The 26,267-nt window shown below is 43.0% G+C and carries 21 protein-coding genes; all 21 read right to left on the reverse strand.

The features are described from left to right. Positions 1-106 precede the first annotated feature (106 nt). The 21 genes from C7384_RS02160 to C7384_RS02260 all read right to left on the reverse strand — a co-directional run bounded on the left by C7384_RS02160 (position 107) and on the right by C7384_RS02260 (position 26,219). Entirely contained in the window at positions 107-1,057 is a 951-nt protein-coding gene (locus C7384_RS02160; protein ID WP_089939418.1) for a 3'-5' exoribonuclease YhaM family protein, read from the reverse strand. 16 nt (positions 1,058-1,073) lie between these two features. Continuing rightward, the gene (locus C7384_RS02165) at positions 1,074-3,434 is read right to left on the reverse strand and encodes an ATP-binding protein (RefSeq protein WP_089939421.1); all 2,361 of its coding nucleotides are present in this window, start codon (positions 3,432-3,434) and stop codon (positions 1,074-1,076) included. Beyond that, positions 3,424-4,596, reverse strand: coding sequence for a DNA repair exonuclease (locus C7384_RS02170; protein ID WP_089939423.1), 1,173 nt, complete (start codon positions 4,594-4,596; stop codon positions 3,424-3,426). Before C7384_RS02170 ends, C7384_RS02165 begins: the two co-directional genes overlap by 11 nt. Before the next feature lie 109 nt (positions 4,597-4,705). Then, the gene (locus C7384_RS02175; protein WP_089939425.1) at positions 4,706-5,497 is read right to left on the reverse strand and encodes an alpha/beta fold hydrolase; all 792 of its coding nucleotides are present in this window, start codon (positions 5,495-5,497) and stop codon (positions 4,706-4,708) included. Positions 5,498-5,506: 9 nt separating this feature from the next. Next, positions 5,507-6,916: a dihydrolipoyl dehydrogenase gene (gene lpdA / locus C7384_RS02180; RefSeq protein ID WP_089939427.1), complete on the reverse strand. Its 1,410-nt coding sequence runs from the start codon at positions 6,914-6,916 to the stop codon at positions 5,507-5,509. A gap of 1 nt (position 6,917) precedes the next feature. Next, positions 6,918-8,240 (reverse strand): dihydrolipoamide acetyltransferase family protein, encoded by a 1,323-nt coding sequence (locus C7384_RS02185; RefSeq protein ID WP_089939429.1) that lies wholly within the window; start codon positions 8,238-8,240, stop codon positions 6,918-6,920. Then, on the reverse strand, positions 8,233-9,213 hold the full coding sequence (locus tag C7384_RS02190; RefSeq protein WP_089939431.1) for an alpha-ketoacid dehydrogenase subunit beta: 981 nt from the start codon (positions 9,211-9,213) through the stop codon (positions 8,233-8,235). Before C7384_RS02190 ends, C7384_RS02185 begins: the two co-directional genes overlap by 8 nt. A 2-nt stretch (positions 9,214-9,215) precedes the next feature. Then, positions 9,216-10,349, reverse strand: coding sequence for a thiamine pyrophosphate-dependent dehydrogenase E1 component subunit alpha (locus C7384_RS02195; protein WP_089939433.1), 1,134 nt, complete (start codon positions 10,347-10,349; stop codon positions 9,216-9,218). A 10-nt stretch (positions 10,350-10,359) separates the two neighbouring features. Continuing rightward, positions 10,360-11,367 (reverse strand): lipoate--protein ligase, encoded by a 1,008-nt coding sequence (locus C7384_RS02200; protein ID WP_089939435.1) that lies wholly within the window; start codon positions 11,365-11,367, stop codon positions 10,360-10,362. Between the two features lie 121 nt (positions 11,368-11,488). Then, positions 11,489-12,511 (reverse strand): lipoate--protein ligase, encoded by a 1,023-nt coding sequence (locus tag C7384_RS02205; RefSeq protein ID WP_089939436.1) that lies wholly within the window; start codon positions 12,509-12,511, stop codon positions 11,489-11,491. 118 nt (positions 12,512-12,629) lie between these two features. Beyond that, positions 12,630-13,976 (reverse strand): type I glutamate--ammonia ligase, encoded by a 1,347-nt coding sequence (gene glnA / locus C7384_RS02210; protein WP_089939438.1) that lies wholly within the window; start codon positions 13,974-13,976, stop codon positions 12,630-12,632. Between the two features lie 29 nt (positions 13,977-14,005). After that, a complete protein-coding gene (locus tag C7384_RS02215) occupies positions 14,006-14,344 on the reverse strand; it encodes a MerR family transcriptional regulator (RefSeq protein WP_089939440.1) in 339 nt (112 codons plus the stop codon). A gap of 83 nt (positions 14,345-14,427) precedes the next feature. After that, positions 14,428-17,109, reverse strand: a complete 2,682-nt coding sequence (gene polA, locus C7384_RS02220; protein WP_089939441.1) for a DNA polymerase I — start codon at positions 17,107-17,109, stop codon at positions 14,428-14,430. An 80-nt stretch (positions 17,110-17,189) separates the two neighbouring features. Then, positions 17,190-17,906 (reverse strand): Bax inhibitor-1/YccA family protein, encoded by a 717-nt coding sequence (locus C7384_RS02225; RefSeq protein ID WP_089939443.1) that lies wholly within the window; start codon positions 17,904-17,906, stop codon positions 17,190-17,192. A 72-nt stretch (positions 17,907-17,978) separates the two neighbouring features. Beyond that, positions 17,979-19,313 carry a UDP-N-acetylmuramate--L-alanine ligase gene (gene murC, locus C7384_RS02230; protein WP_089939445.1) on the reverse strand — a complete coding sequence of 445 codons (1,335 nt, stop codon included), beginning with the start codon at positions 19,311-19,313 and terminating at the stop codon, positions 17,979-17,981. 30 nt (positions 19,314-19,343) lie between these two features. Next, positions 19,344-20,000, reverse strand: coding sequence for a YtpR family tRNA-binding protein (gene ytpR / locus C7384_RS02235; protein ID WP_089939448.1), 657 nt, complete (start codon positions 19,998-20,000; stop codon positions 19,344-19,346). Positions 20,001-20,099: 99 nt separating this feature from the next. Then, on the reverse strand, positions 20,100-20,774 hold the full coding sequence (locus C7384_RS02240) for a 5'-methylthioadenosine/adenosylhomocysteine nucleosidase (protein ID WP_089939450.1): 675 nt from the start codon (positions 20,772-20,774) through the stop codon (positions 20,100-20,102). A 15-nt stretch (positions 20,775-20,789) separates the two neighbouring features. Further along, positions 20,790-21,077, reverse strand: a complete 288-nt coding sequence (locus tag C7384_RS02245; protein WP_089939452.1) for a hypothetical protein — start codon at positions 21,075-21,077, stop codon at positions 20,790-20,792. A 12-nt stretch (positions 21,078-21,089) separates the two neighbouring features. Beyond that, entirely contained in the window at positions 21,090-21,644 is a 555-nt protein-coding gene (locus C7384_RS02250; RefSeq protein WP_089939453.1) for an NUDIX hydrolase, read from the reverse strand. Then, the gene (locus C7384_RS02255) at positions 21,634-21,855 is read right to left on the reverse strand and encodes a cold-shock protein (RefSeq protein ID WP_089939455.1); all 222 of its coding nucleotides are present in this window, start codon (positions 21,853-21,855) and stop codon (positions 21,634-21,636) included. Before C7384_RS02255 ends, C7384_RS02250 begins: the two co-directional genes overlap by 11 nt. Before the next feature lie 47 nt (positions 21,856-21,902). Continuing rightward, positions 21,903-26,219: a PolC-type DNA polymerase III gene (locus C7384_RS02260; RefSeq protein ID WP_089939457.1), complete on the reverse strand. Its 4,317-nt coding sequence runs from the start codon at positions 26,217-26,219 to the stop codon at positions 21,903-21,905. Positions 26,220-26,267 lie beyond the last annotated feature (48 nt).

A 26,267-nucleotide genomic window follows, 5' to 3' on the forward strand; every position in this document is an offset into this window, starting at 1 on the left:
GGTCAATTGCTTTTAATTTAGTTGCCAGTGAATATTTCGCCATGATAAAAGGCGCCCCCTAGTTTGGATTTCTCCAATCTAGGGGGCGCACTTCATACGTGTTTTTTTAGGCTTCTGGTTCACTTTTATAAAAGCGACGATTATCTAATCCAAAAATTCGAGTAGAAAAATTACCGGGAGCTGTTTTTTCTAAGGCACCTGTCATCATCTGCATGCTAGCGTCTAAATTATCCAACTGATTCAAAACCTGAGCTTCCATAACCATTGGTCGTACCGGAGAACCGTATTCTAGTAGGCCGTGGTGAGCTAGGACAACATGCCGGAGTAAAATCATCTCTTCACTGTTTAAGTCAAAATGTAATTCATTAGCTGCTAATACGATTTGTTCATCAATTAAGGTAATGTGACCGATTAAGTCGCCAGCTAGCGTGTACTCTGTGGCAATCGGCCCACTTAATTCAATCACCTTCCCCAAATCATGTAAGAGCGCTCCTGCCAGTAATAAGTCCGCATTCAATTGAGGATATTGCTGACTAACACTTTTAGCTAACTGGGCAATTGACAATGAATGAAAGGCCAAACCACCATTAAAAGCATGGTGGTTTTTTTTGGCCGCTGGAAATTGCAAGAACTGATCATGATATTGTTTAAATAATCGCCGGACCATCCGATTCCAAGTCGGTTGGCTAATCATTAGCAGATAATCATTTAACTGAGCATCTAAATCAGCAGTTTTAACGGGAGCATGAGCCATGAAATCGGCTGGATTATTCGGTTCACCATCCTGGCTCAAGCGCAAACTAGTAATTTGTACTTGAGGTTGATTTTTAAAGGCCCCCCGTACTCCTTGCAGTTTCACAATTTTTCCCTGAGTAAATTGATCAATCTGTTCCTGGTTAGCATCCCATAAATTTCCTGGTAGGTCACCAGATCGGTCGCTAAAGGTTAAACTAATATAATTTTTCCCAGTTTTAGTTAGCCGGACATCTGCACTCGTAATTAAGGCAAAATTGTCAACGGCATCGTTATCCTGATACTGAGTTAATAAGCTTGTCATGGTATTACTCCTCTGTTTACCGTAAAGTTAGGCTATCTAGCACCTCCCCATCCGACTGACTCGTCCAATAAATGATTTGATGCGTTTGGGCCAACTTTTGTAACAATGATAACATCTGTTGTCGTCGTTGTGGATCAAAGTTAACTAAAGCATCGTCAATTAAAATAGGTAAATCAACCACATCTTCTAGGACTTTAACCATGGCTAATCGTAAGGCTAAGTATAACTGTTCCTTGGTGCCCATTGATAATTGGTAGATTGGTAAGCGCTGACCATTGGCATTAATCACCAATAGTTCACCATTAGTAAAGGAAATTTGTTGGTAGGCCTCTAAAGTCATTTGGCTAAAATATTCTTGAGCAATGGTCTGCATCCGCGGAAAGCGATGGGCTGAATTTTCAGTTAGAACTTGTTCAATCCATTGACTACTTAGTTTTTGACTTAAATAATCGGTTAAGGCCTCGGTTAGCTCGCTTTGCTGACTAGCCAAATTTTGTTGCAAAGCCAAGTACTGATCACTGGTCAAGCCAGCTTGATAATTTGCTTCTAATTGAGCTAATTCTTCCTGTCCCTGTTGAACTGCTGATGCTAAGTTGTTAACCTCGATTTGTTCCCTTTGCAACTGGTCATTTAAGCTGTTTTCATCCTTAATATTATGCAAAATGACCTGTAACTGCTTTTGATCAATTTGTCCTTGAATATCTTGATAGCGCTGTTGATAGCGCTGGTAATTTTGATATTGAGCCAAGCCTTGCATTAAATCGGCCATATTTCCAACTTGATAACGGCTAAAAATAGCCGTTATTGCCTGATTTAAGGCTGCTAAACGTTCTTGGTAATTCGTTAACAGGGTTAGCTGTTGACTGGCCGTATCTGTCAAGCGGCCTTGGAGACTGTCCTGCGTTAAATGCGCCTGCTCTTTTAGCCTTTGATAGAGTACTGGTAATTCCTCCTGATAATTAATGATACCTACTTTGGCTAATAGATTTTCAATAGTTGGCCTTAACTCGTCTTGTAATTGGCCTAACTCGCTCGTTTGAGTCAATATTTGTGCTTGTTGTCGTTGGGCATTTTGCAGTTGATCTTGCTCAGCCAAAATAGCTGCGGGTAGTAACGGCTGGTATCGAGCTAATAATTGCTGTCGTTGCTGATATTGGTTAAAACAACGATAATCTTGCCAGATAGCGCCCACCGCTAAGAAGACAATTAACCAGATGGGTAAGTGTAAAATTAAGCCAAGAATTATCGCCCCATTTAGTCCCAGCGTGATAGCCAGCATTTTATTGTAGTCGATTAAAAGACTGCGTTCATGGGCTTGCAGTGGTGCTGGCAGCCGTCCTGGAAATTTTTCTTGGATTTGAGCCAGGTCCGCCTTAGTTTCTGACATACTAAGTTTCAGATAGTTAATGCGCTGAATGCTATCTGCCATTTGGTAAACTTGCCGAGCCTCAGCTGCACTCAAGGTTAAGGGTGTCAAAACCTGCTTTTGTTCTTGATTTAACTGATCAATACTGGCTTGCAAGGCCTCAATCTCTAGCGATAATTTTTGGGCCTGCTGATAATCCTGCTGGTCAATTACCTTAACAGTGTCTTGTAAATGCTTTTTTTGAATTTGCTGAGCTTCTTGGTAAAGGCCATATTGTTTTTGCGCTTGGCTCAGTTGGTTGACCCGTTCTTCTTGCTTTTGTAAGGTTAAGCGTTGTTCCTGTAACTGGTCTTTTTTTAGTTGAATTTGATTTTCTTGTCCTACGAAATCTGCTACTTGTCCAGCCAAACTTTGAAGGGCTTGTTCATCTTGTTGATAAGCTTTTAAAGCCCGATTAAGAGGCCGACGACCAGTGGTACTGACCGTATATTTTTGATCAGCTTGACGGTTCAATTGTTGGGCATATTGAAACCACCCCTCTCCCTGGCCAGTGCCTAAGTTTAAGAGCAAGCGCTCTAAATCCTGAGCAGATAATTTTTTAATTTCTTCTAGAGCCAGTAAATCAAAACTATAAATCGCTTGATACTCAGATAGGGACATCTTCCCCAGCTGATTTTCCAACCAATCACTTGGATTTTCAATTTGCGTATGATTATCCAAATTTTCCACGGTTAATTGGGAACTGGTACGATCTAAACGGGTAATTTGATAGTGTTGCTTATCAATCTTAACGATCAAACTACCACCATAACGGCTACCATCGACTGGTTCGTAAAGATTACGCCCCTTGGCCCTACTGGGAAAACCAAATAAAACTCCTAAAATAAAAGCGTTCAGAGTCGATTTTCCGGCTTCATTGGGACCAGCAATAACCTGCCAATCCTTCAAGTTATTCAAGCTAAATTGAGACCATTTTCCAAAACCTTGAATGGCTAGGGCTTCAATTTTCATGATGATCCTCCTCGACCAATTGGGCCTGCATGGCTTGTTTTAAGGTAGCTTGACCGGCTGGACTCAAAAAGAATTCTCGCAAGGCCACTGGTAAATCTCCTCCCAGTAGGTTGTTAATATTATCTGGCTGTAAGACTTGGTTTAGGGCCTTTTGCCAAACACGATCATCAATATTGACATCCCCCCGCGGCATCACATTGGATAAATCAAGGGTAATTTTAACAATCCAAAGCCTTGGGCTGACTACCTGACGGGCTTTATCGAGTAGCAGACCAGAATTAAAGGCCTCCTGTATTAGCGCTGGTAATGGCCCTTGCAGGCGAATTGTTAACAGGGTTGGTTGATTTGGTTGTAGCGTATTTAATCGGCTCAATAAGTCATCAATCTCAGTTAACTGCTTAACCGCTAATTCTTGCCAAATAACTGGGGCAACTGCCTTAAAATCAGGAATTAATTGATTATTCTTGGCTTCTACTAGATAAAAACCTTTAGGACCGGTTTCTTTGGCATTTAAGCCTTGTATATTACCGGAATAAGCCACATAGGGATGTTCATGCAAAACTTCACGGACATGAATATGACCTAAAGCCCAGTAGTCATAATTTTTAGCTAATAAATCACTCAATTTAAAGGCCGCATAGTTACTCCCGGCACTCCCCAAACTACCATGGTAAAGGCCAATCTGATAGTCATAGCTACTATCTTTTAAGGGAAAGTCGGCCATAATTGACTTGGTTTGGCGTTGATCTTGATAGGAAAAACCAGTTAGCCCAATTTTAAGACCCGCTTTGGTTAATAAAGTATAAGTAGTAACAGCTTGCGGGAATACATGGACATTATCGGGCCAGGCTAAATGCGGTTGCTGATCAGCCTGGAAATCATGATTACCAAAGCTCAAATAAACTGGAATTTGGGCGGCTTGTAATTGCAAAAAGGCCGTCCGTAGCTGGTCTTGAACGATGGGGCTGTTACGCTGTCCATGATAAAGATCTCCCGGAAACAAGACAAAATCTACCTGTTTTGTTAGTGCAACTTGAATCATTTTTTGAAAGGCAGTTAAGGTTGCCGAACGAACTAATTGTTGAAAATCAGCTGGCATATTACGATCTAAACCAACAAAGGGATTGCCTAAATGGACATCCCCGGCATGAATAAATTTCATTAGAATCCTTTCCAAAGAGAACAAATGTTCGCAAAAATTATACCGAACTTCAACTACCCCTGCAAGCTTTTAGGCATAAAAAAACTACCAAATGACTTGGTAGTTTCTATTATAAATATTTTTGTAAAAAGTTAACTAGACTAGTATTAAAGTCAACTGGATTTTCCAGATGTGGTACATGGCCAGTCTCTGAAATTACTGCCAACTCCCCTTTTGCCAACAAAGCCAGGGTTAACTGGCCTTGATCAGCTGGCCAGAGGGGCGAATACTGACCAGTAATCACTAAATGCGGTAATTCTTCCTGCTGGGCAACTGGCCGCCAATCTTGGGGCAAACTATCCATTAATAAGGGTACGTTAGCACCCCAATTAAAGGGCCTGGCCTTTTGGGCCAGAAAAACCTGCAAATCATGAGGTAAAGGACGGTAAGTTAAGGACTGATGCCGTAATTTTTCAATTGCAGCCGTCAAATCCCCTTGATTAGCACCAAAGAGACCAATTGGCCAATCCGACGAGCGTAAGCACTTGGGCGGTAAATCCTCAGTCACAACGGCTGTTAGATTTTCCTGGCCAAACTGAGATAAATAGGACCAGATGGTACTAGCGCCAAGGGAATGGCCAATCAGCACTGGCTTGATTAAATGACAGTGGTCAATTAATTCCTTTAAATCCTGGCCCTGCCGTTTAATCGTTAAATTTTGCAAAGCAACCTGACTCAATCCCTGATTACGATGATCATAGGTAATCACTCGGTAACCAGCAGCCGTAAAATAGTCAACCTGTAATTGCCAATTAGCCTGATTAGCCCCAAAACCGGTGCTAAAAACTAAGGGCTGACCGGCATAGTCGCCACTAATTTGATAATTAATTTTAACTTGGTCACTGGTTAAAAAGTAAGACACATCAACCTCTTAAACGTGAATTGGCACACCATCGGCCAATTCAGCAGCATCCATAATCGCTTCACCCAAAGTGGGATGGGGATGAATCGTCAAGGCAATATCTTCGGTAGTTAAGCCGTTTTCAATCGCCAAGGACAATTCTGAAATCAAATCCGAAGCGTTGGCTCCAACAATTTGTCCGCCAATTAAAGCCTTGGTTTGCTTATCTTGAATCAAGCGGATAAAGCCAGTCGTAGCATCCATTGATAAGGCTCGGCCGTTAGCAGCCCAGGGGAACTTAACAATGTTAGCATCTAGATTATTTGCTTTCACACTATCAGGAGTTTCACCGACAGTCGCCAACTCATATTGCGTATAGGCAACGGCTGGTAAGGCATAGTGCAAATCATGGGCATCAGCTTGACCAGCGATTGCGGCGGCTGCAATCTTAGCCTGGAAACTAGCCTTGTGGGCTAGCTGTGGACCAGGCGTAATATCCCCAATGGCATAGACATGGGCTACACTGGTCTTCAATTGATCATCAACTTCAATCAATCCGCGATCAGTTAGCTTAATGTCGGTATTGTTCAAACCTAATTGATCAGTATTTGGCCGGCGACCAACAGCAACTAGGAGGTAATCACCGGTCACGGTTTGGGTCTTGCCGTCAACTTCATACTCCAAAGTCACATCGTCATCGGTTTGACTAGCTTGTTTAGCCGAGGCGTTGGTAATAACCTCGCCACCATGGGCCTTAAAATCGGCCAAAACGGGGGCAACCATTTCCTTATCAAAACCATTTAAAATGTGATCAGTTCCCTCAATGACAGTCACTTGGCTACCCATGTTGGCATAGGCACCACCCAATTCAAAGCCGATAACCCCACCACCAATAATCACTAATTTCTTAGGAATTTCTGGTAAGGACAAAGCCCCGGTAGAATCAACGATCCGCTTCGAAAGTGGCATGGTCGGAATCACAAAGGGATGTGAACCAGTGGCAATAATCACGTTGTTGAACTGTAAAAGCTGATGACCGTCTTCTTGAACCACATTAACCGTTTCATTATCAACAAAACTAGCATCGCCCTTAATGACATCAACCTTATGCTTTTTCAAAAGGCTGGCCACCCCACCGGTCAAATGATTAACAACGCCGTTTTGTTTCCAATCTTGCGTCTTTTGCCAGTCAAGGCTACTCTCCCCCATGGTCAAACCAAAGGGATTGCTAGCTCGACTTTCACGAACATGATGACCAACATTAATCAAGGCCTTGGAGGGAATACAACCGATGTTTAAGCAAACACCACCGATTTTATCGCGTTCAATCAAGGTTACTTTTTGACCCAACTCAGCAGCACGGATAGCTGCCACATAGCCGCCAGGGCCCGAACCAATCACAACTGTATCAACCTCTGTTGCTTGTGCACCAACAACCATCTTATACCTCCATCAACATGTATTCAGGATCACCAAGCAACTGCTTTAGGTAATTCATACCACCTTGACCCAACATACCGTCAATCAAACGGTGATCATAGGTCAAAGACAACTTCATGTTTTGGCCGGCGACCACGGCGCCAGCTGCATTAACAACTGGTTCAGTACTAATCGTACCCAATCCCAAAATCGCAACTTCATTAGCATTAATGATTGGGGTAAACCATGAACCACGGGCCGAACCAAGGTTAGAAATCGTAATGGTAGCACCGTGCATTTGGTTAGGCTTAATCGTGCCTTCCCGAACCGCTTGGGCCAAATCTTCAATTTCTTGGGCAATCGTCAAAATTGACTTGCGGTCAGCATCATGAATGACTGGCACAAACAAACCACTCGGTGCATTGACAGCTACCCCCACATTAACGGCCTGATGATACACAACTGTCTCTTTTTGCATATCCAGGCTAGCGTTAAATTCAGGGAATTTCTTAGCCATGGCAGCCAAAGCTTTAACAGCGTAAGCCAAGTAAGTCAAGTGAATGTCTTGTTTCTTAGCAACTTCCTTGAAGTGTTGACGATGCGCAACCAAATCAGAAACTTCCACTTGATCAAAGTTAGTAACCGATGGAATCGTCAAGTTCTGGTTCGTCATGGCCTTGGCAATCGCCTTCCGGATACCAGACATTGGTTCAGTTCGATCACCTTCACTAGGCGCAATTGCTTGTGGCGCTGGCATGCTTGGCGCAGCCGGTGCGACTGGGGCAACTGGTGTGGCAGCCGCTGGCGTAGCTGAGGCGTCCACAGGGCCATTAGCCGTAAAGTTACGGACATCTTGCAAAGTAATGTGTCCATGACGACCGGTGGCAGGAACCTGAGTCAAATCAATCTGATTTGATTTCGCAAATTCACGGACCATTGGCATGGCCAAAATATTACCATTGCTGGCAACACCAGCACCGGTATTTGTAACAGCAGCTGCTGGCGCACTTGGCTGGGCTGGCGTAGCTGTGGCCGCTGGTTGAACTGGAGCAGCCGGAGCGGGACTAGCTACTGGGGCAGCACTTTGACTATCAGCACTACCAGAACCATCGCCATCAAATTCAATCAAAGGATCACCAACTGCTACTGTCGTACCATCGGGCACATAGAGCTTAGTAATGGTACCAGAATAAGGTGACAAAATATCTTGCACCATCTTATCATTTTGCACTTCAGCGACTTCATCATCGGCCTTAATCGTATCACCGACTTTTACGAGCCAATGCGAAATCTCACCCTCGGCCATACCTTCACCGATATCGGGCATTTTAAAAATCTCAGTCATAATTCACTACCTCCACAGCCTTAGCCACGATGTCATCGGCCTTGACCATCCAGTCACCTTCTGCTTGAGGGAAAGGATAAATTGAATCAGGTGCGGCGACAAAACCAATTGGGGCTGCCAAACTCAAGATAAAGCGCTCTGAAATTTCAGCCATTACCTTGCTACCCACACCAGCTAAGCGTTGCGCTTCTTGGGCAACAACCACGTGGCCGGTCTTTTGTACCGTTTTGCCAATGGCCTCAATATCCAAAGGAGAAACAGTCCGCAAATCCAAGACTTCAGCATCAATGCCTTGTTCAGCCAAAGTATCAGCAGCCTTTAAGGCCAAAGGTACGGTCCCACCATAGGCAATAATTGAGACATCCTTACCTTCACGAGCAACTGCGGCGGTATCCAAAGGCGTTGTGTAATAACCTTCGGGCACTTCCCCCTTCAAAGAACGATACAAGTGCAAGTTTTCCAAGAAGATAACGGGATCATTAGATTCAATGGAACTTAACAACAAGCCCTTGGCATCGGCTGGATTAGCTGGCATGACTACGCGAATCCCAGGTACCTGGGCAACGATTCCTTCCAAGTTATCAGCGTGCATTTCCGGTGTCTTAGTTCCACCACCATATGGCGAACGAACAACAATTGGCATGTGGCGCGTATTGTTGAAACGGAAACGATTACGTGACATTTGACCAGCAATTGAATCCATTACTTCAAAGATGAAACCAAAGAACTGAATTTCCATAATTGGTCGGTAGTTTTGAGTCGTTAGACCAATCGCTAAACCACCAATTCCAGATTCGGCCAAAGGCGTGTTGAAAACTCGGTCTTCCCCATATTTAGCCTGTAACCCATCAGTAGCACGGAAAACACCACCGTTTTGACCAACATCTTCACCAAAAATTAAGGTATCTGGATCTTTTTCCAAAGCTAAATCCAAGCCCTCACGAATGGCATCAATATAACTTTTAACAGCCATAATTACTTACCCTCCTCTTCAAACTTTTTAATCTGCTCCGTCATTGCGAAACTAGGTACTTCCAAAGTATGCTTCAAGAAATCACTAATCTTTTGCTTTTCAACATTATCAGCCTTGGCAATATTCTCATCAATTTCTTGGTTGACTTGTTCAACATAGGCTTGTTCAATCTCTTCACTCCAAATGCCCAACTTTTCCATGTAAGTCCGCATCCGTAGCAAAGGTTCAAACTTCCAGTGTTCATCAATATCAGCTTGAGTCCGGTAACGCAAAGGATCATCCCCGGCCGTTGAGTGAGGTTCCAAGCGGTTAGTCAAAGTCTCGATGAAGACCGGACCATTACCAGCTACTGACCAAGCCCGGGCTTCCTTAGCGGCCAAATAAACGGCAATGGCATCATTTCCATCAACCACGACGCTTGGCAAACCAGCTGACCAACCCTTAGCAGCCAAATGAGGGGCTGCGGTTTGTAACTTACGGGGCGTTGAGATGGCAAAGCCATTGTTTTGTGAGAAGAAGACCGCGTTAGCATGATAGGCTCCAGCAAAATCCATTCCTTCATAGAAATCACCCTGCGAAGTTCCACCATCACCAGTATAGGCATAAACGACGGCATCCTTCTTACGCTTCTTCAAACCCAAAGCAATCCCAGCGGCTTCGACGTACTGAGCCCCAATAATAATTTGTGGCATCCAAGAGTTAACCGGCTTACCATCTTCGGTCTCAAAGACGTTTCCTAGTTCATGGCCTCGTGACCAAAGAATTGCTTTCCAAATTGGCCAACCCTTAACCACGATTTCAGGGATATCACGGTAACCAGGCATCAACCAATCGTCGTCGTTAAAGGCATAAGATGAAGCCATTTGTGAAGCTTCCTGTCCAGCAGTTGGGGCAAAGAAACCAAAACGACCCTGCTTAGCCAACTTGGTCGAACGAATGTCTAGCTGACGGCTCATCACCATGCGCTTCATAATTTCTACCAAGTCGTCATTGGTCAAATTAGCCCGCTTTAAGGCTTCTTCATCGACAATTTCACCCTCGTTATTTAAAACGGACAAGGTTGGAAAACTTTCATCTTGTTGCTGTAATTGATAGTCAAAATCTAAAATTTTCTTGTTTGTTTCTGTCGTTGTCATAACGTTTTTCCTATCCTTTCACTTTTCCCTTGTGGTCAAAAATCACTGACAACAATTGGTCATCGGTCACTGAACCAAAGTACTGGCCATCCCGATTTTCCGCTAATATCTGCTTTAAGGTCGCTGGGGTATAGGCTTGGCCGATAAAGGCATCTTTGATATCACGCCAATCCCGGACCCCTAAGAAATCGCCCCGGAACTCAATGTCATCAATCTTACCCTGGTGAACATCAATGTAGACATCAACGCTACCACCATCAAACTTTTCGTGGTTGTGGTAGGTAAATTCAGGGCTGTGGCCATAGTTCCACTCCCAAGTGGCAAACTTTTGATCACGCAAATCCAGAATCGATTGCTTTTGTTCATCAGTTAGCTTATACTCGCCATCTTTGCCTTCATCGGTCAAATAGTAGCGCAGCAAATCCATGAACTTTTCAATGCTCATATTTTCTGGGGCGTAATTTCGAATATTACCGACTCGTGATCGAACCGACTTAGCCGCCTTAGAAATAAATTTTTCATCCGCAACATTCAAGGCGCGCACCATGGCATCCACATCGGTATCCCACAGTAATGTGCCGTGATGCATCAAGTATCCCTTAACATAACGCTGGGCATTGCCCGAAACCTTCTTATCGTCAATGGTCAAGTCATTTCGACCGGAAATTTCGGTCTCAATACCAATCGACCGAAGGGCATCACACATTGGTTGCACAAACTTCTTAAAATCAACTTCGGCACTCGATTTAACCGGTACAAAGAAGGTAAAACAGATATTACCCAAATCATGATAAACGGCACCACCACCAGAAACACGGCGGACAACCTGCACATCATGCTCATCAATGTACTTTTGATTAATCTCGGCAAAAGTATTTTGGTTACGGCCAACAATCACTGCCCGTTTATTACGCCAGAGCGAAAAAACCGGCTCCGATAAATCCAAATTTTCTAATAACCAGGTGTCCATAGCAATGTTGGTATAGGCATCTGTTCCAAAATAATTAATGTACTGCACGCTAATCCTCCTTCGCATGTAAGCGTTCTCATCTCTGACTTAATTATAACGCCAAATAGCCCTTTTCAACCAAAAAATTAATCAGATTGTCCAAAAAATAACAAAAAACATCCCCATTAATTTAGGAATGTTCTTGATTAATAATGGCATTTTGAGCTTGGTTAAAAATAACGGACAATAACTCGCCGTCGCTAATTGAACCGAAATATTGACCATCATGGTGGGCTTGTAATAATTGCTCCAGGACAGCCGGACGGTACTCTTGACCGATAAATTCAGACTTGATATCACGCCAATCCCGAACGCCTAAGAAATCACCGCGAAATTCAATATCACTAATTTTACCGGCTTCGACATTTAGATAGACATCAATACTACCGCCGGTAAATTTAGCGTGGTTATGGTAGGTAAATTCAGGACTATGCCCGTAATTCCAATCCCAGGTAGCAAATTTTTGGTTACGCAGGGCCATAATATCCGCTTTTTGATTGTCAGTTAACTGATACTCGCCATCTTTTCCCTGATCAGTCAGATGGTAACGAAGTAATTCAATGAATTTGTCACTGGTTAAATCAGCTGGCGCATAATCTTTGATATTACCAACTCGAGCCCGCACCGATTTAGCCGCTTTGGAAATAAATTTTTCATCAGCCACATTTAGGGCCTGCACCATGGCGTCCACATCCGTATTCCACAATAAGGTTCCATGATGCAACAAATATCCCTTACTGTAGCGTTGGGCATTACCAGAAATTTTTTTACCATCAATGGTTAAATCATTACGACCGGAAATTTCGGTTTCAATACCAATCGACTGCAAGGCATCATACATCGGCCGGACAAATTTTTGAAAATCAACTTCAGCACTGGACTTTACCGGCACAAAAAAGGTAAAACAAATATTACCCAAATCATCATAAACAGCCCCACCACCGGTCATGCGACGAACCACTTGGACATCATGGGCGTCAATGTAGGGTTGATTAACTTCGGCAAAAGTATTTTGATACTGGCCGACAATCACCGCCCGCTTATTTTGCCACAGGGCAAAAACCGGTTCCGTGGGATGCAAATTATCTAAGAGCCAAGTATCCATAGCAATATTGGTGTAAGCATCAGTGCCAAAATAATTAATGTACTGCACATAAACCTCCTTTAATAATTCTTTCTGTCCTGATTATAACCTTAAAAAGGATTTTAACCGGATTTTTTCTAAAAATTCAATAAAAAAGCTAAGCACCCAAGGCTTAGCTTTCATTAAATTAATAATTTTCAAGATAGTTGTCAATTTCCCATTTGGATACAAATTGACGGTATGAAGTGTATTCAATCTTTTTAGCTTCAATAAACTTATCGGCAATGTGATTACCAATGGCATTAATAACGATTGGATCTTCAGCCAAATCGGAAACAGCTGCCAACAAAGTATCAGGTAGGTTAGTAATACCAGCCCGCTTACGTTCATTTTCATCCATCAAATAGATGTTTTTATCAACGGAAGCTGTTGGCTCAAGTTGACGATCAACCCCATCCAAACCAGCCATCAAAATGGCTGCCAAAGTAGTATAAGGGTTAGCGGTTGGATCAACAGTTCGCAATTCCAAACGAGTAGACTGACCACGTGAAGCGGGAATTCGAATCATTGGTGACCGGTTAGAAGCTGACCAAGCAACATAGACTGGTGCTTCAAATCCCGGTGTCAAACGCTTATAAGAGTTAACGGTTGGGTTAGCCAAAGCGGTAATAGCAGTGGCATGGGCTAACAATCCTCCTAAGAAATGATAAGCGGTTTGCGATAGACCCATCTCATCACTTTTATCTTCAAAGGCGTTGCCCTTTTCAGTGAAAAGTGACATGTTAGTGTGCATCCCCGAACCATTAATCCCAGCAACCGGTTTAGGCATGAAGGTTGCGTAATAACCATTCTTACGAGCAATGGTTTTAACCACCAACTTAAAGGTCTGAATCTTATCAGCTGCTTCCAAAGCATTGGTATACTTGAAATCAACTTCATGTTGTCCTTCCGCAACTTCGTGATGGGCCGCTTCAACTTCAAAGTTCATCTTTTCCAAAGTTAGGACAATTTCTCGTCGAACATTTTCACCCATGTCCAAAGGTGCCAAATCAAAGTAACCACCCTTATCGTTCAATTCCATGGTTGGTTTACCATTTTCATCCAACTTGAAGAGGAAGAATTCTGGTTCTGTACCAACGTTAAAGGCGGTAAAGCCTTCTTCTTTGGCCTTGGCCAAGGCTGAACGTAGAGCATGCCGAGGATCACCCGCAAAAGGTTCACGATCAGCCGTATAAACATCAGCAATCAAGCGGGACACTTTTCCACCATGGGAATCAGTTGCCCAAGGGAAAATCATAAAGGTTGAAAGGTCAGGATAGAGATACATGTCTGATTCATTGATACGAACGAATCCCTCAATTGAAGAGCCGTCAAACATCAAATTATTATCTAATACCTTATCCAACTGGGAAATCGGCACTTCCACATTCTTAATTGCCCCCAAGACGTCGGTGAAAGTTACCCGAATGAACTCAACGTTCTCCTGAGCAACAATTGTCTTAATTTCCTCTTTACTGTAAGCCTTTCGTACCATTGTTTTCCACTCCTTTTCATTGCACCCTGTTATCGGACATCAAAGCGACCAATCTTAGCAAACTCATCTTGCAAGGACCGGCGCAAGGCCTGATCCGTATTTTTACTTTGTCGAGCCTTGCGGGCCTGTTTTTCAAAAATCTCTTTGATGTCTTTGGTTGAATCACCGGCATCTAAGTGATCTTTGATATTCAACAATTGATCGACATCATTTAAAGAAAAGCGGCGCTGTCCACCATCTCCACGTTTGGGACTAATCAAACCGTGCTGCTCATAGTATCGAATTTGTCGATCAGTTAACAGCGTTAACTCCCGAACGGTCCCAATCGGTAAAATGGCCAAATTCCGCCTTAACTCACGACCAGACATCCAGACCACCTCCCTTTAAACTTATCTAATATTGTAATGAAAAAAATACTCACTCGTTAATGTTGGTTAGTTTACCTGACATATTACTTAGCTTCATACCAAGTTGACCCGAAATGGCTATCAACTTTCAGCGGAATTTTCAATTTAATGGCAGAATCCATGACCTTAGGCACCAATTCTTGAATTTGATCTAATTCATTAGCCGGTACTTCAAAAATAAGTTCATCGTGCACCTGTAAGAGCATCCGACTTTGCAAATGCTTTTCTTGTAGCATTTGATTGACCTTAATCATAGCCACCTTAATAATATCGGCAGCTGAACCTTGAATAGGCGAATTCATGGCTGTTCGTTCGGCAAAACTACGCAAATGGAAGTTTTTGGCATGGATATCAGGTAGGTAGCGCCGCCGATGGGCAATCGTTTCCACATAGCCCTGCTCATGGGCCTGCTTTTTAATTTGATCCATCCATTCATGTACCTGCGGGAATTCCTTAAAGTAAGTATCAATAAAGCTTTTCGCTTCGCTACGACTAATGCCCAAATTATTAGATAGGCCATAGTCTGAAATCCCATAGACAATTCCAAAATTAACCGCCTTCGCTGTCCGACGCATCAAGGGATCAACCGGCGCATCATCGGCTAGGCCATAGACTGCCCGGGCCGTTTCGGCGTGAATATCTTCGCCGGCCAAAAAGGCCTTCTGTAGGTTCTCATCGCCAGTCACATCGGCCAATACCCGCAGTTCGATTTGTGAATAATCGGCCCCAAAAATAACCCAATCGGCTTGGCTAGCGACAAAGGCATGCCGAATTTTCCGTCCCTCTTCCGTGCGCATGGGAATATTTTGTAAGTTAGGATCAACCGATGACAGGCGACCAGTTTGGGTTAAGGTTTGCAAAAAACGGGTATGAATTTTACTATCAGCCGGATTAATCACGGCTAATAAACCATCGACATAGGTTGATTTAATCTTATTTAACTGACGATATTGCAAAATAAAATCCACAATCGGTGCTTGCGGCGCTAATTGTTCTAAAACATCAACTGCCGTGGAATAGCCGGTTTTTGTTTTCTTAATTACCGGTAGGCCCATCTTTTCAAAGAGGAGCACACCGAGTTGTTTAGGCGAGTTTAAATTGAATTCTTCGCCAGCCAGGCGATAAATCTCACTAATCAAATCGTTAATCCGTTTATCTAAGTCGGCGCCCATTTCTTCTAACCGCTCTGGTTTAACCTTAAAACCTTGATATTCCATTTGGGCCAAGACAAAGGCCAATGGTAACTCGATATCAAAGTACAAATGGTCTTGCTGGTGTTCCTTGAGCTCCTTAAAAGTTGGTTCCTTTAGGTGCCAAATCGCATCAGTCTGAGCGCCGATATGGTCTAATACAGCCTGGGTATCAGCGGGAATTTGATAGTGACTCCCTTTGCCATAAAAATCTTCATCGGCAGTTAAATAAATCTGAAAACGCTGGGCTAAAGTTGACAAAACGTTATCATTACCAACCGTATCCAGAAGATAAGCAACTAACAAAAAGTCAAACTTAACCCCTTTTAGGTCAATTCCTAGCCGCTTTAACAAGACCCATTGAGCCTTGACATGGAAAAGATCTTTGTCGATTTGGTCATTTTCTAGCAGGTTCTTTAAGATTGGTTCTTGCAAGAGCTCAACCTGCCGACTACCAAAATAACCAATTTCTGGATTACCGATAACAAAACCAACACTGTCAGCCGTATGGTAATTTTCGCCAGTGAAATCTAAATGAAAGGCAACTTCATCCTTTACATTGGCCAATAAATCTAAATTATCAACCGTCAATTCCTGAACCGTTAATTGCTTTTGAGCGGGTTGTTCTACCCCTTCAATTTGTCCTGAGGCTTGTAGGGCGTGTAATTTGGCCAAAGCCTGCTTAAAGTCTAATTTTTCATAAAATTCAGTTAATTCGGGTACGTTCAAACCAGTATAAGTCAAATCAGATAAATCAATCGACAGGTCCGCATCAGTGATAATGGTTGCTAGTTTCCGGGCTCGGAAGGCCTGCTGTCGATCATTAATCAAATTTTCTTTTAATTTAGATTGCTTCATCTCATCAACATGGGCATAAAGGTTATCTAAATCATGGTACTGAGCCAGCAGTTTTAAGGCGGTCTTTTCCCCGACTTTGGTGACCCCGGGGTAGTTATCAGAAGTATCACCCGTGAGGGCTTTTTTTTCAATAATTTGGTCCGGTGTTAAATTATATTTTTCACGAATAAAGGCCGGCGTATAGGCGTCAATCTCAGTGACGCCCTTTTTGGTAACCTTAACGGTCACCTGGTCACTGGCCAATTGAATTAAATCTTGGTCCCCGGTTACCACCGTTACTTCATAACCAGCTGCCGTACCAAGCTTAGATAAGGTACCAATAATGTCGTCGGCTTCTAGTCCTTCGTGCTCGTAATTATGCAGACCATGGTTAGCAACCAGCTTACGTAAATAGGGAAACTGTTCCTTAAACTCACTCGGTGTTTTCTTACGACCGGCTTTATATTGGTCGTATAAATCCCCTCGAAAGGTTTCTTTACCAGAAGTGGCATCCCAGGCCACCAAGGCTAAATCAGGCTGACAATCTTCAGTCAACCAATCTAAAAAATTGTTGAAAGCCACCAAGGCATTCGTATGTAACCCGTCGTGAGTGATCATCCGTTCTAATTGATTGTACATGGCATAAAAGGCGCGAAAGGCCAAGGAGTTACCATCAATTAATAGTAATTTTTTACTCATATATCCATCCTATCTTGGAAAACTAAGTTCAGTTTAACATAAAAAAAGCCCGCCTTAGCGAGCTTCAAAATCAAAATATTTTACTGACGACTGTCCCCAGTCAAACGAATCAAGGCGTAGAACATGTTAATGAAATCTAAGTAAAGCATCAAAGCCCCATTAACTGCCAAACCAGTCATATCAGTTTGACCTTCGCCAGCCATTTGAACATACAAGTCCTTCAAACGATTATTATCGTAAGCCGTATAGATGGCAAAAACGATTACTGAAACGGCTGAGATAATCAATGATAGGGTGTTACTGACAAAGAAGATATTGGCTAATGAAGCGATAATCAAACCAATCAAAGCCCCAAACAAAATTGAACCTAGGCTATTGAGGGAACGCTTAGTTAGATAACCATAAGCCGCCATGCTAGCAAAAACCGCTGCAGTTGAAACAAAGGCAATAATTACTGAAGCGGTCGTATAGACGGCTAGCAAAAGTCCCAAGGTCAATCCTTGAATGACCGAAAAGGCCATCAATAACCCAAAGGCCCGGGCTGGATTTTGAGCACTGGCCGAACGCATCATGAAGACGATAATAAATTCCAAGGCCATAATAAGAATAAAGCCAAAAGCACTACCAGCCAAAAGATGGACAACCTGTTGCAAAAAGAAATTTTGGACAATATATCCGGTTAGCCCAGTAACCAAAAGGGCAATCGACATGTAAGAATACATCTTCTGGAAGAAGGCTTGCATCCCCGCATCACGACCAGTTACGTCGCGACGGGTGTTACTATTAAAATTATTCATGAAAATCCTCCCGATTTATATAAAATCTCTATTAATTAAATGCCATTATAGCTAATTTAGCTTAAGCCAAGATTAAACTAAGTCAGGCCGAACCTGCCCTAATAGCTTTTCATAGGCAAATTCATACTTTTGAATATCTCCGGCACCCATGAAAACCATTACCGCGTTTTCATAAGCCAGTAAGGCTGAGACATCATCCTCGGTCACAATCCCTCGGAAGTTATCAATCGCAGCGCCTAGATCTTGGGAACTAACGGCCCCTTTTTGTTCCCGCGCTGAACCAAAAATGTTAGCTAGATAAACCTGATCAGCAGCTGATAAGCTTTTAGCAAAGTCATCCTTATAAGCAATCACCCGTGAGAAAGTATGGGGCTGGAAAATGGCTACGATTTCCTTGTCTGGATATTTTTGCCGAGCAGCATCGATTGTTGCTGTAATTTCAGTCGGATGGTGAGCATAATCATCAATGATGGTAATATCGGCCAGTTGCTTTTGACTAAAACGCCGTTTAACCCCTTGATAGGTCAACAAGTGCTGCCGAACTGAAGCTAAATCAACACCTTCCGTGTAAGCCACGGCAATAACTGCTAAAGCATTTAAAATATTGTGTTGACCATATAGTGGAATGGAGAACTCACCCAAAGATTGCCCGTGGAAGACCACTTCAAAATGCGAGCCAGCCGTTGATTTACGAATGGCTTGGGCCACAAAATCGTCTCGGTCCGCATTGAGACCATAGTAATAAATATCAGCACTAGCTGTTAATTTACGAAGATGAACATCGTCCCCCCAGGCAAAAATGGCTTTTTTAACATGTTGGGCAAAATCAGCAAAGGCCGAGGTAACATCGTCAATATCTTCAAAGTAATCGGGATGATCAAAATCAATATTCGTTAAAATAGCATAATCAGGCGTATAATCCGCAAAATGGCGCCGATATTCATCCGCTTCAACGACAAAGAAACGTGAATCTGGCACACCATGGCCACTACCATCCCCAATTAAATAAGAAGTCGGCGCCGTGCTAGATAATACATGGGCCAAGAGCCCCGTAGTTGAAGTTTTTCCATGGGCGCCGGCAACCGCAATGGAAGTATGGGCTTGAATTTGTTCTTCCACTAGGGCCGGGTAAGTCACCATTGTTACGCCTAATTTTAAGGCTCGCGCAACTTCAACCTGATCATCTTCAAAGGCATTGCCCCGCACAAAGGTATAGTCGCGGTACTGGTCAACATTTTTAGCCTCAAAGGGTAAAATTGGAATATTAGCTGCCTCTAACGGCGCTTGAGTATAGGTAAAACTGTCAATATCGGAGCCAACCACCTGATGCCCTTGATCATGTAAGATTTGGGCCAAGGCACCCATACCGGTTCCTTTAATTCCAATGAAATAATACTTCTCACTCATGCGATACCTTCCCCTTTGAAAGTTTCATGTTTAATAATTTGTGTCAATTTTACCGTCTTGATACAGTTGACGACCGGTGTTAAAATCAAATACTTCACCGACTTCACCAAAATCATCCGGTAAAACTAAAGCGCCCGGTCGATTAGGAGCCCCTGGCAACTGTAATTCCCGACCTGAAACAATCATTCCGGCCGAAGGGATTCCCCGTAATTCACCGGCCCAGATAACACTACCCGAAGGCATCATGCTGCCTGGCTGCGCTACTACAACTTTAATACCGGCCTTCATATTTGGTGAACCGGAAACAATTTGAAGGTTTTGACCTTGTCCGACAGCAGTTTGCGTAATTTGTAAGTGATCAGAGTCTGGATGAGGAGCAACTGATTCAACATAGCCAATCGTCAACTTCGATGGATTCGGAGCCAATTGAACGGTAAAGCCAGCCTCAGCCAAAATTGCATTCACCCGATCAACTTGTTGTTGGTCTAAAAAGATTTGTCCACTTTGACCACCAAGTCCTAATTCTTGGCCATGGTCAAAGATGTTAAAGGCCACTACCTCATCGGTATTGGCATCCGTAATCTGCACTACCTGGTCCTGCTGGTTGACTTGTTCAACGCCTGTACTGGGACCTAAAGTAATCATCAAAACATCCCCAGTTACTTGGGGGTTATAGGTTGTTATCATTATTTAATCCTTTATTTTAAATCTATCGCTGGTTAATATCATACAATAAAAAACACATGTGATAAAGGTACAAAAAGGAACGAGTTTATCCTCGTTCCCTTATTTTTGTTGGTCTAAAAATGTTAATAAAAGTTGCGCTGAAGCACGGCCAGCTTCAACGACGTATTCATCAAAATCAATCCCAGAATCGCCGTTAGCTAAATCCGATACCCCCCGTAAAATGATAAAAGGAATATTAAAACGCTGGGCCACTTGGGCCACGGCAGCTCCTTCCATTTCAGCTACTAGGGCCTGGGGGAAGTGCTTTTTGATTTCAGTTTTTTGTTCCTGTTGTACAAACTGATCGCCGGAAACAATCAAGCCCGTCAGGCCCGTCGTTAATTTACTAAAAGTTTCAACTAGTGTTGAATCGGCCTCAAAGTAAGTTGGTTGACCAGGTAATTGGCCATAGTCATAACCAAAAACCGTTACATCAACATCACTATAAGCTAATTGACGGCCAATCACGGTGTCGCCGATTTGTAATTGTGGATCTAACGCACCGGCCGAACCCGTATTAATAATGGCATCAGGCTGATACTGCTGAATTAAAACCGTTGTCGCCGTTGCTGCTGCCACCTTACCGATACCAGATTCCATCAAAATCACTTGATGATGGCCATAGTCACCTACAATAATTTCCATATCAGCGATCAAAACAGTTTGCTTATTATCTAGGGCAGCTACCAGGCTGCCCTTTTCTTCGGGCATGGGGGTAATAATCCCAATTTTCATGTAAAGTTCCTCAATCTAATTGACAAAAAAGAAAAATAAGTAAACAGCAATAATTAATAAGACTAACACCCAAATTGCTGTATTATAACGATACGATAAGCGATCAGTTCGACCTTTGATAGTCAGCTCACCGTCCGAGCCCATTTCAAATTTACCCTTGTGAGTTAACCGCATTTCAGATCGGGTTTCGGGCTGGACTACTTCGATGCGAGCCGGATGAGTTTTGGCGTATTCTTTTTCAACCCGCTCACGTTCACGGATTCGTTGGCGCTGGCGGCGTTTTTCTTTTAAATTTTCAAACATCGGGCTTTAAATCTATCCCTTTCTTAAATTAGCCCAGTAGAGATAGGCTAATAAGGTTTTTTGATCGTTAATTTTACCTTGGACAAACCACTGTGACAACTCTTCAAAAGAAATCGTCAAGATATCTAAACTTTCCCCCTGATCACGAGGTAAAACAGCCTCTTGGTCGACTGGACTGAGCTGATTTGCTGCAAATAGCGTCATCTGGGCATCAGAAAAACCGACTGCTTGATAAAAGGTTAAGACTGGCAGCAGTTCTTGAGCCGCTAATCGTAGCTCTTCATTCAATTCTCGAATCGCTGCTCGCTGCAAATTACCTTGATCACGTTGGTCAAGCTTACCGGCCGGAATTTCCCAAGTAAAGGCTTGAATCGTAGCCCGCCATTGACGCTCGATTAAGATATGATCATCATCAATGAAGGCTAAAATCGCTACCGATGGCTGGTGAAAGATAACATCCCGCTGGGCTTGAGTCCCGTCAGCCAGAGCTACCTGTTGTTTTTCTACAGAAAAAATTGGTCCCTGATAAACGACTTGACCATTTAAATAATTTTCTTTATCGGCCATCTGAAGCTTCGATTGGATGCACTCGGGCGGCTTGCCAGTCTTGATAACCAGCGACCAAGACATAACCTACATGCTGACCGACTGTCAGAGCACGAAAGCCGTCCCCTTCAATCCCATTAAAGTGAACAAAGACGTCCGCACTACCATCATCAGGGGTTATGTATCCATAACCCCGATCTTTTTGCCAAATTTTTACTATACCTGTTTTCATGTTTCCTAGTATAACAGAGAAGCCGTCCTTGCTAAGCAATTTCTTGATTAGAATTCAAATAGGCTTAACTGATTTTCCTCCGGTAGTCCGTCAAGGACTGAATTTTGACTCATAAACTCAATGATACTCTGGGAAACTTTGCCCCGTTTTTTCAAATCTTCCTTACTGATGAAATCTTTTTCAGTCCGGGCAGCCACAATTTGTTTGGCAACGTTTTCCCCTAAACCAGGAATGGTGACAAAGGGTGGAATCAAGGTATTGCCATCAATCACCCAGTCAGTGGCTTGGGACTCAGCTAAATCAACCATCTTAAAATCAATCCCTCGCTCCAAAGCCTCATTGGCCATTTCTAGAACAGTCTGTAAGTTACGATCCCCCACTGTAGCATCATTGCCCAAAGCTCGCAATTTGGCCAAGGCGTCTTTGGTAGCTTGTTTACCACGACTCATCACCACAATATCAAAGTTATCAGCACGCACTGAGAAATAAGTTGCGTAATAAATCGTTGGGAAGTAAACCTTAAAGTAGGCAATCCGCAAAGCCATCAAAACATAGGCTGCAGCGTGGGCTCGGGGGAACATGTATTTAATTTTCAAACAGGATTCAATATACCACTCGGGCACTTGGTGTTCGCGCATCAACTGCTGATATTCATCAGTAATGCCCTTACCCTTACGCACCTTTTCCATGATATTAAAGGAATCGGCGGCGGGCAGTCCCCAGTTGATTAAATCGGTCATAATCTTATCACGGGTTCCAATCACGGTGCCGATTGTGGCCGTCCCGGCTTCAACTAGGTCGTGGGCATTGCCCAACCACACATCAGTTCCGTGAGATAGACCTGAAATCTGAAGCAATTCAGAGTAAGTCTTAGGCTGAGTATCTTCTAGCATTCCCCGCACAAAGTTGGTCCCAAATTCAGGCAAACCCAGGGTACCAGTTTTAGAGAAAATTTGTTCCGGTGTAACCCCCAGGGCATCGGTGGAAGTAAAGAGGCTCAAAACCCCCGGATCGTTGGCTGGAATTGATTGCGGATCAATCCCAGATAAATCTTTCAGGGTTCGAACCATCGTCGGATCATCATGCCCTAATATATCCATTTTTAACAAATTATCGTGAATTGAATGATAATCCATGTGGGTTGTTTTCCACAAGGAATGTTGATCATCAGCCGGATATTGAACTGGTGTAAAGTCATAAACTTCATATTCACGAGGAACAATCAAAATTCCACCCGGATGTTGTCCAGTTGTTCGCTTAACCCCAGTCACGCCCTGGGCTAAACGCTCAACTTCAGCACCACGAAAACGTTCATCATGGTCACGTTCATAAGCTTTAACATAACCAAAGGCCGTTTTTTCAGCCACAGTAGCGATGGTACCGGCCTTGTACACGTTATTTTCACCAAACATAACTTTCATATAGTTATGGGCGATTGGCTGATAATCGCCTGAGAAATTCAAATCAATATCGGGCACCTTGTTTCCGGTATAACCCATGAACGTTTCAAAGGGAATATTTTGTCCATCCCCAATCAAAAACTCTCCCGGATGATTAGGATCTTCTTTATCCGGTAGGTCATAGCCGGAGCCGTATTTTTTAGAATCAACTAACTCAAAATAATCGCCATGGGCGGAGCGGTAGTGTGGTGGTAACGGATTTACCTCGGTAATTCCTGACATGGTGGCCACAAAGGAGGAACCAACTGATCCTCGCGAACCAACCAGATAGCCATCTTTATTTGATTTGGCAACTAACTTTTGTGAAATCATGTAGTGGGGCGCAAAACCATTTCCCACAATGGCCTTTAATTCTTTATCAATTCGTTCTTGAATTTCAACTGGCAATGGTGTGCCATAGGCCTTTTTAGCGGCGGCAATCGTTTTGTCGCGCAATTCGTCACCGGCCCCTGGAATTTTAGGTGGATAGGAACCACTTTTTAAGGGTTCTAAATCTTCCAGTAAATCCGCAATCTTGTGGGTGTTGGTAATGACCACTTCTTTGGCGGTTGCTTCGCCTAAGAAAGCAAATTCATCCAAGAGGGCTTGCGTGGTTTTAAAGTAAACTTCAGGTAAAACCGTACGATTCAAAGGATTCCCGGGTTGAGAACCAATTAAAATGTCACGATAAATTTTATCTTCCGGATTAGTATATTTCACATCACCGGTAACCACGACCAACTTATTTAATTCCTGTCCCAACTTGACCATTTCCGTCAAAAGTTGCTTTAGCTGTTCCTGACTTTCAATCAATTGCGTAGCTAACATTGGAGCATAGTTTTCCAGTGGCTGAATCTCCAGATAATCGTAGTACTGGGCCTTTTTACGAGCCGCTTCATATCCTTTTTCAATCAAGGTAATAATAACTTCCCCACTGGTATCACCACTACCTAAAAGTAAACCTTCCCGATAGTGATCCATAACTGAGCGTGGTAAACGTGGTACCTTGGCAAAAAAATCAATATTAGACGTCGAAACTAATTTATAGAGATTTTTTAAGCCGACCTGATTTTTAACCAAGAGGGTCATATGACTGGGCCGACCATGACGCCAAGCCGCTTCATCGGTCATATGGTCGTTTAACTGCTGATGATTATCTAATTGATGCCTTTCATAGGCCTCTTTAATCAATCGCCAACCAATATGTCCGGTGGTTTCTGCATCATAAATCGCCCGGTGGGCTTGTTCCAAATTAATGTTAAAGCGCTTGGCAATCGTACCTAAACGATAAGATTTATAGTCAGGATATAACCAACGGGTAAAGGGTAAGGTATCAATGATTGGATTGGTAATTGGCGCTTCTTGATACCGGGCGTAAGTAGCATTTAAGAAATCAACATCAAAGGTAACATTGTGCCCAACCATCACTGTACCGGCTGACCATTCCCGAAAGGCATCAATGACTTCTTTTTCTGGTTTAGCATTGGCAACCATGGCATCAGTAATTGAAGTTAAATTGGTCGTAAATTCAGATAGAGGAAAACCAGGGTTAATATATTCTGAAAACTTATCAACGACGTTCCCCAGTTCCATTTTAACTGCTGATAGTTCAATAATACGGTCACTGACCGCTGATAAACCAGTTGTTTCCAAGTCAAAGGCGACATAGGTTAACTTTGAATCCAATAAATTAATATCGGCTAAATTAAAGGCAATCGGTTGGCCGTCTTCGACCAAATTCGCTTCCATCCCGTAAAGAATTTTCAGACCGTATTTTGCTCCAGCCGCAATTGCCACCGGAAAGCCCTGGACGTTCCCGTTATCGACCACGGCTAAGGCCGTTTGTCCCCATTTTTTCGCCAGCGCCCCGACCTGATCAAAATTAGTCACTGCATCCATGGCGGACATATTGGTGTGGGCCTGTAATTCAATTCGCTGTTCGTCGCCTTCGTAGGGTTCACTGCGATCCTCGTGATCAATAACTTCCAAATCATAGATATTCATCACCAACTCGTGGGCATATTGATCCTCTTGCACATTCCCACTCATTTTGACCCACATCCCAGTTTTAATTTCATCAAAAACTGCTTCATCATTTTCGTTGTTGGAGAATTTTTTAGCTGAAATTGAACTAGAATAATCAGTTAATTTCACGGTCAATAGTTTACGTCCTGAGCGTAACTCCCGAATTTCCTGATTAAAAATATACCCCTCGATGACAATCCGATTTTCTTCGTTATCAATCGTATTTAAACGAGTAATTTCAGCATTTTTAGCAATTTTACGTCCTAAACGAAGTGGCCCATGTCCACTACTTGCACTGCCAGCCTGACTCTCAGCCGCAACAATCGCCTTTTGCAGACTTTCTTGTAATTGTTCATGATGACGAGCTACGTTATCTTGAATTTGCTGGGCTAAAGCTTGATCTAACAGTGGTTCAAAGCTTAATTTTGGAAAACCAAAATCCTGATAGCTAGCCCCAATTTGCGCGACAATATCCGCATTTAACTGATCAAACAAAACCGGCGCTGCGGTTTTAATCTTAACCACTGTTCCCTGCTCACTCAACGCCAGTGATGAACTTTGGGTCAATTGTTCAATGGCCGCATGATTGAGCTCAGTTTGATGTAACACTAACGGCCAGTATTGATTTAACAGTTGCTCGTCAACAGCTGTTGCAGCACCTTTGATTGATAAAGTTACCTGGGCAATATTGGCAAAGGACTTTTGTAAGCTCTTTTGAAAATGAACGTAAAGGTCGAAGGGCAAAACCTGTGGCAACGTAATCACAAAGTGCCAACTGCCTTCGGCTGGATTAACTAAAACTTCTTGGATAGCACCAGCTTGAAAGGCTGCTCGCATGTCATCTGCTATTTGGACATGATCTAACAATTTAATTAATTGCTGACTTTGATCTAAGGACATGTTCTTCCTCCTAATTGTAAAAAAGCCGATAAAATCGGCTTTTTTGTG

This window comes from Convivina intestini, assembly GCF_003096575.1.
Taxonomy (GTDB): domain Bacteria; phylum Bacillota; class Bacilli; order Lactobacillales; family Lactobacillaceae; genus Convivina; species Convivina intestini.

What these genes read in the sequence shown, in the direction of transcription:
- C7384_RS02160 (WP_089939418.1), bottom strand. Translation starts at nt 1,057, where the DNA reads ATGACAAGCTTATTAACTCAGTATCAGGATAACGATGCCGTTGACAAT.
- C7384_RS02165 (WP_089939421.1), bottom strand. Translation starts at nt 3,434, where the DNA reads ATGAAAATTGAAGCCCTAGCCATTCAAGGTTTTGGAAAATGGTCTCAA.
- C7384_RS02170 (WP_089939423.1), bottom strand. Translation starts at nt 4,596, where the DNA reads ATGAAATTTATTCATGCCGGGGATGTCCATTTAGGCAATCCCTTTGTT.
- lpdA (WP_089939427.1), bottom strand. Translation starts at nt 6,916, where the DNA reads ATGGTTGTTGGTGCACAAGCAACAGAGGTTGATACAGTTGTGATTGGT.
- C7384_RS02185 (WP_089939429.1), bottom strand. Translation starts at nt 8,240, where the DNA reads ATGACTGAGATTTTTAAAATGCCCGATATCGGTGAAGGTATGGCCGAG.
- C7384_RS02190 (WP_089939431.1), bottom strand. Translation starts at nt 9,213, where the DNA reads ATGGCTGTTAAAAGTTATATTGATGCCATTCGTGAGGGCTTGGATTTA.
- C7384_RS02195 (WP_089939433.1), bottom strand. Translation starts at nt 10,349, where the DNA reads ATGACAACGACAGAAACAAACAAGAAAATTTTAGATTTTGACTATCAA.
- glnA (WP_089939438.1), bottom strand. Translation starts at nt 13,976, where the DNA reads ATGGTACGAAAGGCTTACAGTAAAGAGGAAATTAAGACAATTGTTGCT.
- C7384_RS02215 (WP_089939440.1), bottom strand. Translation starts at nt 14,344, where the DNA reads ATGTCTGGTCGTGAGTTAAGGCGGAATTTGGCCATTTTACCGATTGGG.
- polA (WP_089939441.1), bottom strand. Translation starts at nt 17,109, where the DNA reads ATGAGTAAAAAATTACTATTAATTGATGGTAACTCCTTGGCCTTTCGC.
- C7384_RS02225 (WP_089939443.1), bottom strand. Translation starts at nt 17,906, where the DNA reads ATGAATAATTTTAATAGTAACACCCGTCGCGACGTAACTGGTCGTGAT.
- murC (WP_089939445.1), bottom strand. Translation starts at nt 19,313, where the DNA reads ATGAGTGAGAAGTATTATTTCATTGGAATTAAAGGAACCGGTATGGGT.
- ytpR (WP_089939448.1), bottom strand. Translation starts at nt 20,000, where the DNA reads ATGATAACAACCTATAACCCCCAAGTAACTGGGGATGTTTTGATGATT.
- C7384_RS02240 (WP_089939450.1), bottom strand. Translation starts at nt 20,774, where the DNA reads ATGAAAATTGGGATTATTACCCCCATGCCCGAAGAAAAGGGCAGCCTG.
- C7384_RS02245 (WP_089939452.1), bottom strand. Translation starts at nt 21,077, where the DNA reads ATGTTTGAAAATTTAAAAGAAAAACGCCGCCAGCGCCAACGAATCCGT.
- C7384_RS02250 (WP_089939453.1), bottom strand. Translation starts at nt 21,644, where the DNA reads ATGGCCGATAAAGAAAATTATTTAAATGGTCAAGTCGTTTATCAGGGA.
- C7384_RS02255 (WP_089939455.1), bottom strand. Translation starts at nt 21,855, where the DNA reads ATGAAAACAGGTATAGTAAAAATTTGGCAAAAAGATCGGGGTTATGGA.
- C7384_RS02260 (WP_089939457.1), bottom strand. Translation starts at nt 26,219, where the DNA reads ATGTCCTTAGATCAAAGTCAGCAATTAATTAAATTGTTAGATCATGTC.